A 13,681-nucleotide genomic window follows, 5' to 3' on the forward strand; every position below is an offset into this window, starting at 1 on the left:
CATGCAATGATGCAAGTTACAGCGCAACAACAGCAACAGAAAGCACAACTACACATACTGCGAGATTTGGTAGATAGTATGTTGTGTGAAGATATTTTTGAATTATGGTCCAAAAGTCGACTAGAACAGACACCAACTGCAACTATTTTACATTATCAGCAGGCAGCTCAAACGTTATCGATACCTGTATATTTAAGTGGCTTGAATACATATCGCTTGGCAAGTGACACTGTGGTATTGCATTCAAAGACAGCGCAGCATATAGCTGATGCTGTGACTTTATGGCAGGCACTAGTATCAATGAATGCAGCACGCTGCGACAACTTGAATGTGCAACGTTTTGCAGAAGGGTTGATGACTGCGGAACAACAATTAGCAGACCAATTGACGCATTTAACATTGGCAGATAATACTTTCATTCAAGCAGAACAATTAGCCAGTTTAAAAGATCGACCGTTTCATCCTTTAGCGAAAGAAAAACGTGGATTGTCAGCAGAAGACTATAAGCATTATCAAGCAGAATACGGTCATGCGTTTGCACTACAAACAGTAGCTATTCATCGGAATTATCTTATTGCAGGTAATAGTGCGGAAGAAGATGCATTGATGGCGACAATGGGTTTGGATGATGCGCAAGTAAAACAGCTGTTAAGAGAGCATGAAGTAACGAAAACAGAATATATGGTATTTCCAGTACATCCGTGGCAAATGGAACATATAATTCGACCTACGTTCCAAGCGGAAATAGCTACCGGTGTAATCGTGCCACTTAATTATAAGTTTGGACAATATGTTTCATCATCGTCGATACGTTCATTGATTGATGAGCAAGACCCTTTTAGACATCTGAAAGTGCCTTTTGCCATGCAGTCATTAGGTGCCTTGAGGCTGACACCTACACGATATTTATTAAATGGCGAAAAAGCAGAAGGACTTTTAAGTGAAGTGATAGCACAAGATAAAGTATTAGCCAACACGGTAGCTTTATGTAATGAACGTCAATGGTGGTCATTTATGCAGGCAGATGGCGATATTTTTGCAGATAAAATAGGGCATTTAACCGCACAGCTTAGAAGTTATCCTGAGAGTGTAATGGCAGATCATACACAGTTAGTGTCTATGGCAGCACTTGCCGCACATGACACAAAATTATATGCATTAATCATAGATAAACCAGTCAAAGAGATTACACAAGATGATGTCCTAGCATTATTTGATGATATTGTGGCACATTTTATCCAAACGGTTATGACATTTATGCAGTATGGTGTGTTGCCAGAGGTACATGGACAAAATGTCTTACTATCATTTCAGGAGGGGCGCGTGCAACAGTGTGTGTTACGTGATCATGATACCGTGCGTATTTATCCACAATTGTTGCAAGCCAATGACATAAACATACCAGAGTATGCAATTAGCCATAACTCACCGAATACGTTAATCAATGAAGACTTGGCAACGTTTGTTACGTATTTTCAAACGTTGGCTGTCTCGGTAAATTTATATGCAATTGTCGATGCCCTGCATCATACTTTTAACATTAAAGAAGCTCAATTGATGACACGCATTAAACACGCTATGAAACAGCAAGTCGAAACGCTTAATTTTGCCCCTGATACCAAACAACAACTAGTAACATTATTATTCTCAGCTGACACTTGGCCATTTAAACGTATACTTTTACCTTTATTACAACAACAAGGCTCTGGTGGTGGCAGTATGCCTTCTAGTATTGGGACTATAGCGAACCCTATGAAACGTTATGACTAATGTAGCAGTTTGGCACCGCAATTTTCGCCTTTTATGGTTGAGCCAATTTATTTCTATTGCAGGTTTAACGATTTTGGTGCCATTGTTACCAATTTACATTGCATCACTGCAAGCATTATCTGTGACTGAAATTCAATTATGGAGTGGTCTAGCAATTGCTGCACCAGCAATTACTACTATGGTGTCATCACCGTTATGGGGCAAATTAGGTGATAAAATTAGCCGCAAATGGATGGTGTTACGCGCGTTGCTAGGGTTAGCGGTTTGTTTATTCCTCATGTCACTTTGTACAACGCCATTACAATTTGTTGTTGTACGTTTGTTGCAAGGGTTATTTGGCGGTGTCGTTGACGCATCAAATGCCTTTGCGACGAGTGAAGCACCTGATGATATGCGTGGTAAAGTGCTAGGAAGATTACAAAGCGCGATTAGTGCAGGTTCCTTAGTAGGACCATTAATTGGTGGGATAGTCGCAGCGATGATTGGCTTTCAATCACTCTTGCTTATTATCGCGATGATCACGTTTATTGTATGCATGGTCGGTGTGAAATTTTTAGTTGAAACGTCACATCAGCAACGTACTAAGCAGCAAACACCTGTATCATGTGGCGTTATTCAATCTTTTCACTGCTTACTTGGTACACAAGCGACATGCCGTTTTATTATAGTGGGTATTTTTGCTAACTTAGCTATGTATGGCATGATGACAGCGTTAGCGCCTTTAACGGCAGGTGTAAATACAACTCTATTAGATGACAAATCAGCTGTCGGTATAGTGCAGTCAGTATTTTGGACAGCATCAATTCTCAGTGCGCCGTTATGGGGACGCTTAAATGATAAAAATTATGTCAAACAAGTTTATTTACTAACGGCATTAATTTGCGGTTTCAGTGTAGTGCTACAAGGTTTGGCTACTAATATATGGATGCTTATGATTTTTAGAATTGTTCAAGGATTGACGTACAGTGCCTTAATTCAAAGCGTGATGTATGTAGTTGTTAAAGCATGTCATCGTGATTTAAAAGGTACGTTCGTTGGTTCAACCAATAGCATGTTGGTGGTAGGACAAGTGATTGGTAGTATGTTTGGTGCTGTGGTGACAAGTAGTTATAACCCGAGCATAACTTTTATAGTAATGGGAGTTATTTTTATCGGCAGTAGTCTAATCTTACTCTTTTCACGAGTCAATGAAATGTCAGAATATCAAATATCAATGAAGTTATGGGAGTTGAATGACAGACGTGCAAAATAAAAATATAGCAGCGCATGCTGCGGTAGAACGAATGTTAAATGTCTATTTTAGAGAACATCAGTTATATCATAGACAGCCAGAAGACAATATGTGGCACATTACCATTGATGACTCCCAACAATTAACTGGCCAATTTCACTATTGGTCAGCCATGGGGCATCATGCGTATGAACCAGAGATACAACTACAACAAACAGCTGTGACGACGTCATTAGCACCATTAGAAGTTATTACTAAACTATGTGACAAATTAGGACAAGGTGATGCGGTGTTAAGTGAGCGCATGTCTGAAATTAGTAACGATATTAAAAACAGTATAGAACGCACAGCGCATTATTTAGCATATCGAGAGCAACAACAGTCGCTCAACCCGTATATACTATCTGAACAATCATTATATTTAGGGCACCCATTTCATCCAACGCCAAAGAGTTCAGTAGGATTTAGTGAAGCGGATTTACAACGTTATGCGCCTGAATGCCAAGCTAAGTTCCAGCTTTATTATGTTGAAGTCGCAAATGAACTCATCGTCGAGCGTTATGTGACAGGCACAGCAGTTAGTGTCAATGACACACTCTTAGCGTTGGCTAAATTATCAACGTCTGAACTGACTGAAGGCTATACGTTATTACCGCTACACCCATTTCAACTTACTGTCCTACAAGATAATGCAGATTTTCAACAATGGGTTACACAAGGGTTAATTAAAGTCATAGGACAACGCGGTCATGTTGTCTATCCGACGTCTTCAGTGAGGACCGTTTTTGCTAAAGAGTTAAATATTTATTTGAAATTACCGATCCAAGTAAAAATTACTAACTTTGTCAGAATGAATGATTACGAACAAGTTGAACGCACAATTGATGCAGCACAAGTGATTGCAGCTATTAAAACAGAGTATGAATCCGCACAATTTAAATTAATGTTTGAACAAGGCTATCGTGCCCTTAGACCGCACAAGACAACAGAGGATTTTGACCTGTTAGCGAACAGTGCCATGATCGTGCGTGAAGGTATAGAAAATTATCAACCACAGAAAAACATTCATGTATTAGCAAGTCTATTTGAGACTATGCCACATAGCTGTGAATCTTTATTAAGTAAGCAAATAACGTTGAGTAAGTTAACGGTAGAAACATGGTTGACAGACTATTTGAACCTAACATTAAAACCGATGTTACAACTATTCGTAAATACAGGCATAAGTTTAGAAGGTCATGTTCAAAATTCTTTGATTGAATTAAATGAGGGGCGTCCTGTCGCCTATTATGTGCGTGATTTAGAAGGTGTATGTCTATCACGTGAGAAAGCAGAAGCAGCACAGCTTATTCCACAAGTAGTACCAAACACAAGTCCAGTGGTCTACAGTGATGAAGCAGCTTGGCAACGTTTCAAATATTACATTATTGTCAATCATTTAGGGCATCTTGTAGCGACTGTTGGCAAACATAAGGGTGAAGAATTGACTTTATGGTCACACGTGCACGACATATTGCAATCATGGTTACAAGAAGAGACAAGTTCAGCAGCATGGTCGACTTATGTAACAGATCTATGTAATAGTCCAGTATTCGCGGCAAAAGCTAACTTGATTAGTAAAATTCATGATTGTGGCGAAAACCCTATTTATACAGATATACCAAACCCAATCGCAATGACTAAGGAGGTACAATATGATACCTAACACTGAACAGCTAGTGAAACAACGTATTATGAATCAATTAGTAACATCATTAATATATGAAAATATCGTGCATTATGAAGTGAGTCAGGATGACCAAAAAGCAACGATAATTATTGACGCTGGAGATATTACGTACCATGCTACTGTGAAGGAAGCATTTAGTTTTCAACGTTTAACCTTACAATCATCAGTGTTACGTTGTAATGCTAAAGGTAAATATGAAGCAACTGTGAATTACGCACAATTATTACGCGAAGTGGAATACACCTTCCCCAAAAACACCGAAAAAATTGAAGCGTTTATTCAAGAGCTGTTGCAGACAGAATTGAAGGACCGTCAGGCACTTCAGTTTAAAGAAGGGTCTAAAGAAAGTATAACTTTAACGTTTGATGCTTTGGAATCATATGCGAGTGAAGGTCATCCATATCACCCAAGTTATAAGTCACGTTTAGGCTTTACTTTAGAAGACAACTTACGCTATGGTCCAGACTTTAAGCCTGAATTCACAATCAAATGGCTAGCTATTCCACAGCAACATATTGAACGTACGTTAGCCACAGGAATAGAACCTGAACAACTATTAGCACAACAATTGGATGCTACGACTTATAGACAATTTCAACAAACAATAAGTGCACAGGGTGATGAAACAATCGACTATGGATGGCTACCTGTACATCCGTGGCAATTTGATCACATTGTTGCTACGGACTTAGCAGAGGAGTGGCTAAATGGGGATATTATTTATTTAGGAGAATCACTCGAAACGTATAGACCACAACAATCGATACGTACCTTAGCACCTTTAGATACAACAAAATACTATCTCAAAGTACCATTAAGCATTACCAATACATCCACGAAGCGGATTTTAGCCCCACATACGATTGAGAATGCAGCTCAAATAACAGATTGGTTAAAACGAATTCAAGCAGCAGATAGCTATTTGCAAGATGAGTTACAAACTATCTTTTTAGGTGAAATTATGGGCATGTCTTACCAATCACCTACAGTGAATACTGCTAAACAACAAGCAACTTATGGTGCTTTAGCGGTAATTTGGCGTGAAAATTTACAGCATTATTTAAGTGCACAAGAAGATGCGATTCCTTTTAATGCACTTTATAGTAAGGAGAAAAACGGGCGACCACTCATTGATGAATGGATGCAACGCTATGGTGTAGCAACATGGACACAACAATTTATCAAAGTAGCAGTACAACCTATTATTCATATGTTGTACTATCACGGCATTGCGTTAGAATCGCATGCGCAAAATATGATGTTGATTCATGAAGATGGTTGGCCGACACGTGTTGCTATTAAGGATTTTCATGATGGTATACGTTTTAAGCGAGATTTACTGAGTGATATGGCGAGTGACCCACAATTACAAGATACGCCAGAAGAACATAAAAAGATTAATAGCAATTCGTTTATTGAAACCGAGAATGTAGCTTTAGTGCGCGACTTCGTATTAGAAGCATTTTTCTTCATTAACATTTCGGAAATCATTATGTTTATTGAGAAATACTACGCTTTAGATGAACACAGTCAATGGGCATATGTTTATGCAGTGTTGGAAACATATCAGCGTCAGCATCCCAATTTGCCAAACTATGCGCATTTTGATTTATGCGAATCAACAATTCAAGTAGAAAAACTAACGACACGTCGTTTGTTAGAAGATACGGAACTTAGAATTCACCATGTCTCAAACCCGTTAGGAGTGATTGCATATGATGACATTATCACTCAAAAATAAATTAGCACAAGGGGCTCAATTATACGGCATGTTTAACTCTATACCCAATCCACTGGTAACTGAGATTATTGCCGCGAGTGGCTATGACTTTGTCATCATTGATAGTGAACACACTGCCATTAATGATGAAACATTAGAACACATGATTCGTGCAGCTGAAGCGGCACAGATAACCCCAATTGTAAGAGTGTCGCAAGCTATCGAACGCGATATTATCAAAGTATTAGATATGGGGGCACGTGGTATTGTTGTGCCACACGTGACTGATAAAGCAAAGGTAGAACAAGTCGTACAATTAAGTCGCTATTACCCACAGGGATTGCGCAGTTTGAATGGTGGACGCATGGCGAAATTTGGCGAGATTCCATTAACTGAGTATATGAATGATGCAAATAATGACATTTTAGTGATTGCTATGATTGAAGATAAAGAAGGTATTGCAGCATTAGAAGATATCGTTCAAGTTGAAGGATTAGATATGATTATCGAAGGTGCTGCAGATCTTTCACAATCTTTCGGTATTCCGTGGGAAACGACGAGTGATAACGTACAATCTGCACTACGTTATATGCATGATGTGACACAAGCAGCTGATAAATATTTCTGTGCCTTACCTAGAGATACAGCACAACAAAAGATGTGGTTACAACGAGGTGTAAACGCCTTTGTCTTGGGTGATGAGCGTGGTAAACTGTATCGTCATTTAAAGTCAGAATTATCTATACATAAAGGAGCGCATACAACATGACACGATTACATGACACAATAGCACATTTGAAAACAAACGGCACAACAATGTGCCATTTCATCTATGATTTACCAGCGTTACACAAACAAGTACAAGCAATAACAGCATCATTACCAGCAAATTGTGACATGTATTATGCGATGAAAGCGAATAGCGAAACATCTATTTTAGCAGCACTAAGTGAAGATGTTACTGGCTTTGAAGTAGCGTCACAAGGTGAGATTGCTAAAGGTTTGGCCCATAAGTCAGCACAACACATTATCTTTGGTGGCCCAGGAAAAACAGATGAAGAGTTAGCTTACGCTATAGAGCAAGGTATTCAGCGTATTCACGTAGAAAGTATTTATGAACTACAGCGTTTGAATGTATTGTTAGCTACGAGACAACAACAAATGAATGTATTATTGCGTGTAAATTTAGCAGGACCTTTCCCTAATGCAACTTTACACATGGCAGGTAGACCAACGCAGTTTGGTATTTCGGAAGAACAGATTGATTCAGCTATTGCGTTAGCTTTAGAGCTACCGTATATTCAGCTCGAAGGATTTCATTTTCACTCTATATCTAATAATTTAGATGCGCAGTTACACGTCGAAATGATGCGTTTATATTTTCAAAAAGCTAAAGCATGGGCACATCAACATGGATTTACATTACACCATCTCAATCTAGGTGGTGGGATTGGTGTGAACTATGCAGATTTAACGCAGCAATTTGACTGGCAAACATTTGTCGATGGCTTTCATCAAGTCATCGATGACGAAGTAATGCATGATGTGACCTTAAATTTCGAATGTGGTCGTTATCTTGTCGCTCATATTGGTTACTATGTGACAGAAGTATTGGATCTCAAACGTGTACACGGTGCATATTATGCAATTCTTAAGGGTGGTACGCAACAATTTAGGTTGCCGGTCTCATGGCAACATAATCATCCTTTTGAGATATATCCTGTCGCTCGCAATCCATATACTTTTGAACGTATTAGTGTATCTCAGCAACCAGTCACTTTTGTTGGGCAGTTGTGTACACCCAAAGACGTCTTGGCGAGAGACATCACAGTACCTACTTTAACAACAGGCGATGTCATTATTTTTAACTATGCTGGTGCTTATGGTTGGTCGATTTCACATCATGACTTTTTAAGCCATCCTCATCCAACATTTATTTATCTCACTGAATAACAAGGAGGAGTTTTATGCAGGAAGTGTATCAACAATTGCAACTTGTGCCAGTCGAATGTATCGATTTACATGAAGATTTTGAACCTAGTAGATTGACTAAAACACAAGCACAAATTGCAGCAGATCAATTTATTAGACATCCCATTTTAGTAGTTCAATTGCAATCAGGAAGGTATATGGTTATAGATGGGGTGCATCGTTTTACTAGTCTCAAGGCTTTAGGGTGCAATGCCATTCCTGTTCAAGTCATAGATGAGCATAAGTATGTGATTTCAACGTGGCATCATAGAGTGTCAACAGGTGCATGGTGGCAAAATTTACAACAAGATTCGGCTTTACCGTGGACGACTGAAGTACGACAAGTAACACCATTTATCACGGTGTGCCAGCGTCAACAGGAACAATATTTATATGCTGATGATTTAGGTCAGTCTAAATTAGCTGCTTGGTCTAAAGTCGTTGCCAGCTATAGTAATAATTGTGCGGTAGAACGTATTGCACAGGGAGAAATAAATGAATTGTCTGACGAAGAAGTGTTGTTAAAATATCAACCACTCAATATTACAGAAATTGAAGCCGTTGTGGCACGAGGTGAGACAGTACCAGCAGGTGTGACACGTTTCAATATTTCTGGACGTTGTTTAAACTTACAAGTGCCGTTGCATATCTTAACAGAAGCAACAGTACATGTGAGAATGATGAAATGGCATAATTTTTTAGCTGATAAAATCAATAGCATTCGTTGTTATGCAGAGAAAGTATATTTAGTAGAACAGTAAAATCGCAAGACAGGGCAAGTATGCTCTGTCTTTTTTGAGTCCAAATTAATGTTTAAAAGATAATTAAAATTTATAAAAAATAGGAAAATCTTGTTTTTAAAAGTGCCTCTCATTTTTGGTATATTGGCTGTTTTTATGCACGCTTTCCGTGGGCACTGACTCAGCCTGTAGTCTTCGGCTAGTTCTTTTCCCACAGGATTCGGCATAAATCACTGCCAACAGGATATAGGTTTTACGTATCAGATAATTTGATAGGTCGACATTATTTCCTACTAAGTAAATGTAGCGAAAATGCACTACTATTTTGACAAAACTATATAAATAGAAAATAAACAAACCCTTCGCGAATTAATGCGAAGGATTTGTTTATTTTATGGAGGCTAGGACAATATTGATTGTCCTAGTCTTTTTTCATATTGGCAGTAGCTGACTGCATTGAAAATGCGCTTCAAATCGAGCTTTTTTCAACGCTAGTCATCCTTGCCGGGGGGACGACGAAATCATTTTTTTCAAAATCAGATTTCTCACCCACTCCCTTTTAAAATAATAATAGTGCCAGTGGTATAGTAATTAATAACGTAAGAACGACACGTATGAACCAAATAACTATAAGTTTCCACACTGGTATTTTAATTTCTGTTGCTAGAATACATGGTACTAAAGCAGAGAAGAAGATAATCGCTGATACACTGACAACTCCAACGACAAATTTCGTGCTTAATGCTGCTTTAGCTACAAGTAATGATGGCAAGAACATTTCGATAATTGAAATGGCTGAGGCTTTAGCTAATAAAGCCTGATCAGGTATAGGGAATAGATAAATGACTGGGTAAAAAATATAGCTAAGCCAATCAATAAGTGGTGTGAAGTTCGCTAATAATAAACCTAAAAATCCAATCGATAAGATGGAAGGTAGTATAGCGATGGTCATTTCAACACCGTCTCTAACATTATCCCACACATTTTTTAATAGTGATGGTGTGGCAGCATTTTGTTTCATAGCTTCATTATAAGCTGTTTGTAAACGACTACCTTTAATAGCTACCTCCTGCTCTCCTTCTTGTCCGTTATAATATTCTGTAGATTCATTGACGATAGGAGGTAACCAAGCAGTAATAGCGGTCACGATAAATGTGATGACTAACGTTCCCCAAAAATATAAATTCCAATGTGGCATTAAGCCGAGCGTATTCGCTACGATAATCATAAAAGTCGCTGATACTGTAGAGAACCCTGTAGCGATAATCGTTGCTTCACGCTTGTTGTACATCCCTTTTTTATAAACTCGATTGGTAATTAATAGCCCTAAAGAATAACTACCAACAAATGAAGCTACGGCATCAACTGCAGATTTCCCCGGTGTCTTAAATACAGGACGCATTACTGGCTCCATAAAGACACCTACAAATTCAAGCAAACCGTAACCGACAAGTAAAGACAGTGCGATGGCACCGACAGGAATAAGTACACTTAATGGCATCATCAGTTGATCAAATAAAAATGGACCATAATCTTTATTAAATAATAGTGCCGGACCAAAGTTGAAAACATACATTACGCCAATAACCGCACCAATAACTTTAAATAATGTAATAATAAAATCAGTGGCAGACTTTTTATATGTTTGCCTCATAATAGGCAAGATGGCTCCTGCTAAAATCATTAATAACGCTATATATGGCATAACGTCACCTAATACTGCTCTAATAGCTAAATGGACATGATCAATAAATATTGAATTTGTTCCATTAATTGTGATAGGTACGAAGAAACAAAATATACCGAGTAAACTAAAAACATAAAAACGCCATGCCCCTTTATTGCGAACTGCAATCGCTTCTTCTTTTATCATAGTGACACCCCTTTGTTTGATATGAATAACGTAGTTGAAAGATACACCATAAATTATACAAAATCATATCATCCCCTATATGACTTATTGTAGAGAAGTGAACATCAACTTACGTAAGATATCTTATATCTATTGTAAAAGGGTAAAATGTTATCAACCAATATTAATAAACTAACTATTAATAGTTTCAAACTATAAAACAGCTGTTGATCTATATTAATAGTACATTTGCTTTGTTAAATTAAAGAGAAAAAATTAACATATATTACAAAATAGGGTATAACAAAACGAAGTATTGTTCATACTAATTAATGTAATGACTATTAAAGTGAAGGGGCTGTTAGATGTGAGGCATTTAGTAGTATTTTTACATGCATCATTAGACGGTTTTGTTGAAGGACCGAATGGTGCTATGGATATAGGTTGGATTGCTTATAATGAAGAGTTAGAACAATTTGCTGATAAAGTTTTAAGCTCGGCAGATACCGTAGTATGGGGACGCAAAACATATGAAATGATGCATGATTATTGGCCATCGGTAAAAACAGAGACCACAGCATCAGAACACGAACGAAATCATGCTCAATGGATTGAACAAGTAGAAAAAGTAGTCTTTTCAACGACTTTAGAATCCGTAGATTGGAACAATACTCGTCTCGTTAATGATGGGGTGGAAGCAGCTATTGCAGATTTGAAGCAACAACCCGGTGGTGACATTGTGGTGATTGGTAGTCCACGATTTGCGCATCATTTGATGCAATTAAACGTGGTTGATACTTTTAAAATAACAGTATCACCAGTATTAGTTGGACAAGGATTACGCTTGTTTGAACATATTGCTGATCAAACAAACTTAACACTGAGCCATAGCCAAACATTTGAGTCAGGGGCGCTTGGTTTATGGTATCAGAAACTGACTTAGCATTTTATGTTTTAAAAGTATTGTTACTTCCAGATAATTGTACTATTTTGTTATACTTGCAATAAGAATGTAAGCGTTTTCTGTTTGGAGTTAGATTATTATTAACATGAAGGAGCATGCAAATGAAGAATAAAGTGATTATGATAACTGGTGGTAGTAGCGGTATGGGCAAAGCGATGGCTAAACGCTTTGCAGCAGAAGGTGCAAAAGTAGTAATTACTGGACGACATATGGATACATTAGAAGCAACTAAAAAAGAAATCGAGTGTTATGCGGGACAAGTGCTCTGTGTAGATATGGATGTACGTGATCCTGATCGGGTACAATACACTGTAGATTATACGATTGAGACGTTTGGTAAAATTGACGGTTTAGTCAATAATGCAGCAGGTAACTTTCTTTGTCCGGCTGAAGATTTATCGATTAATGGATGGAATTCAGTAATTGATATTGTATTAAATGGGACGTGGTATTGTACTCAAGCAGTAGGTAAAACATGGATTGAACGTGAACAACCTGGAAGAATTTTAAATATGGCTGCTACGTATGCGTGGACGGCAGGACCAGGTGTTATTCATTCTGCAAGTGCCAAAGCAGGAGTATTATCTATGACTAAAACACTTGCAGTAGAGTGGGGTTCTAAATATGGTATTTGTGTTAATGCTATTGCACCTGGACCGATTGAACATACAGGTGGCTCCAAGAAATTGACGATATCAGAAGAGGCACGCCAGCAAACGATAGACAGTGTACCAGTCGGTCGTATGGGACAACCTGAAGAAATTGCTGGTTTAGCACACTTCTTGTTCTCTGATGAAGCAGCATACATTAATGGCGAATGCATCACAATGGATGGTGGTGCCTGGTTAAATCGCAGTCCGTTTTAACTGATTAAGAAAAGAAGAATACTATGATAAGAGGCTGGGACAGCATTACGTTGTCCTAGCCTTTTAATATTGCCAGTAGATGACTGCACTGAAAATGCACTTCGCATTAAGTTTTCCAATGTTAGTCATTCAGTCGAGGTGGGGCGATGAAATCTTTTTAATGAAATTAGATTGTTGTCCCATTTTTAAACTTTTATACATAACACGTGTCCGTTATTGTCCTATAATACTGTATGTTTAATATAGTAAAAACTGAGAATATTAATAACATAACAACTTTATTTAAAAAGAAAGCATAGGTGAAGCTATATGGATGTTAGATTTCCAATTGGTGAATTAGCAGTACCGGAAGATGTGACATTAGACGATGTACAACAATGGTTAGATAATATTAAGGAATATACTTATCAACTACGTACTGTAGTTGATAGCTTAGATGATGAAGCATTGGCGAAAACCTATCGTGATGGTAGTTGGAATGTGCGTCAACTTGTCCATCATATTGCTGATTCACAATTAAATATGTACCAACGTTTAAAGTTGGCGTTAACCGATGATAATCCTCAGGTGACACCATTTATTCAAGATGAATGGGCAGTACAACCAGATACCAACTTACCGGTTGAACCGTCTATCCGTATGTTAGAAGGTATTAATGAACGTATCGTCGCACTTGGTCAAACTTTAACAGAAGCACAATTAACACGTGTCTTTACGTTACAAGGTAGTGGGGAAATCGATGTCGCTACAAAAGTGGCAAAATTGGCTTGGCACGAAGCACATCATTTAGAGCATATTAAAATTGCATTATCACAATAAGGATAAAACCATTCAAAGT

11 protein-coding genes are annotated in these 13,681 nt (G+C 38.0%); 10 read left to right on the plus strand and 1 reads right to left on the minus strand.

Translation table 11 applies throughout. The annotated features are described in order from the left end of the window. Nucleotides 1-6 precede the first annotated feature (6 nt). From sbnC to sbnI, 7 genes are read left to right on the plus strand one after another with little or no spacing between them, the layout of a single operon-like run. Complete coding sequence (gene sbnC / locus JVU85_RS07995; protein ID WP_204172306.1) at nucleotides 7-1,770, plus strand: staphyloferrin B biosynthesis protein SbnC; 1,764 nt, start codon at nucleotides 7-9, stop codon at nucleotides 1,768-1,770. Beyond that, nucleotides 1,763-3,022, plus strand: a complete 1,260-nt coding sequence (locus JVU85_RS08000; RefSeq protein WP_204172307.1) for an MFS transporter — start codon at nucleotides 1,763-1,765, stop codon at nucleotides 3,020-3,022. The genes sbnC and JVU85_RS08000 overlap by 8 nt, the downstream gene beginning before the upstream one ends. Beyond that, the gene (locus JVU85_RS08005) at nucleotides 3,012-4,706 is read left to right on the plus strand and encodes an IucA/IucC family protein (protein ID WP_204172347.1); all 1,695 of its coding nucleotides are present in this window, start codon (nucleotides 3,012-3,014) and stop codon (nucleotides 4,704-4,706) included. Before JVU85_RS08000 ends, JVU85_RS08005 begins: the two co-directional genes overlap by 11 nt. Beyond that, nucleotides 4,696-6,471: a staphyloferrin B biosynthesis protein SbnF gene (gene sbnF, locus JVU85_RS08010; protein ID WP_204172308.1), complete on the plus strand. Its 1,776-nt coding sequence runs from the start codon at nucleotides 4,696-4,698 to the stop codon at nucleotides 6,469-6,471. The genes JVU85_RS08005 and sbnF overlap by 11 nt, the downstream gene beginning before the upstream one ends. After that, entirely contained in the window at nucleotides 6,446-7,219 is a 774-nt protein-coding gene (locus JVU85_RS08015) for an HpcH/HpaI aldolase family protein (protein WP_204172309.1), read from the plus strand. Before sbnF ends, JVU85_RS08015 begins: the two co-directional genes overlap by 26 nt. Then, nucleotides 7,216-8,403, plus strand: coding sequence for a type III PLP-dependent enzyme (locus tag JVU85_RS08020; protein WP_204172310.1), 1,188 nt, complete (start codon nucleotides 7,216-7,218; stop codon nucleotides 8,401-8,403). The genes JVU85_RS08015 and JVU85_RS08020 overlap by 4 nt, the downstream gene beginning before the upstream one ends. Nucleotides 8,404-8,417: 14 nt before the next feature. Next, on the plus strand, nucleotides 8,418-9,182 hold the full coding sequence (gene sbnI, locus JVU85_RS08025) for a bifunctional transcriptional regulator/O-phospho-L-serine synthase SbnI (protein ID WP_204172312.1): 765 nt from the start codon (nucleotides 8,418-8,420) through the stop codon (nucleotides 9,180-9,182). Nucleotides 9,183-9,720: 538 nt separating this feature from the next. On the opposite strand, the gene JVU85_RS08030 is transcribed toward sbnI, so the two are convergent. Beyond that, nucleotides 9,721-11,034, minus strand: a complete 1,314-nt coding sequence (locus tag JVU85_RS08030; protein WP_021459505.1) for a YjiH family protein — start codon at nucleotides 11,032-11,034, stop codon at nucleotides 9,721-9,723. 346 nt (nucleotides 11,035-11,380) lie between these two features. Here JVU85_RS08030 and JVU85_RS08035 point away from each other — a divergent pair, with 346 nt between their 5' ends. The 3 genes from JVU85_RS08035 to JVU85_RS08045 all read left to right on the plus strand — a co-directional run bounded on the left by JVU85_RS08035 (nucleotide 11,381) and on the right by JVU85_RS08045 (nucleotide 13,662). Then, a complete protein-coding gene (locus JVU85_RS08035; RefSeq protein WP_204172314.1) occupies nucleotides 11,381-11,956 on the plus strand; it encodes a dihydrofolate reductase family protein in 576 nt (191 codons plus the stop codon). A 122-nt stretch (nucleotides 11,957-12,078) separates the two neighbouring features. Next, on the plus strand, nucleotides 12,079-12,843 hold the full coding sequence (fadH, locus tag JVU85_RS08040; protein ID WP_204172316.1) for a 2,4-dienoyl-CoA reductase: 765 nt from the start codon (nucleotides 12,079-12,081) through the stop codon (nucleotides 12,841-12,843). A 309-nt stretch (nucleotides 12,844-13,152) separates the two neighbouring features. Further along, nucleotides 13,153-13,662, plus strand: a complete 510-nt coding sequence (locus JVU85_RS08045) for a YfiT family bacillithiol transferase (RefSeq protein WP_142019248.1) — start codon at nucleotides 13,153-13,155, stop codon at nucleotides 13,660-13,662. Nucleotides 13,663-13,681: the final 19 nt, after the last annotated feature.

It is taken from the genome of Staphylococcus sp. GDY8P72P, from assembly GCF_016890655.1.
GTDB classification, from domain to species: domain Bacteria; phylum Bacillota; class Bacilli; order Staphylococcales; family Staphylococcaceae; genus Staphylococcus; species Staphylococcus arlettae.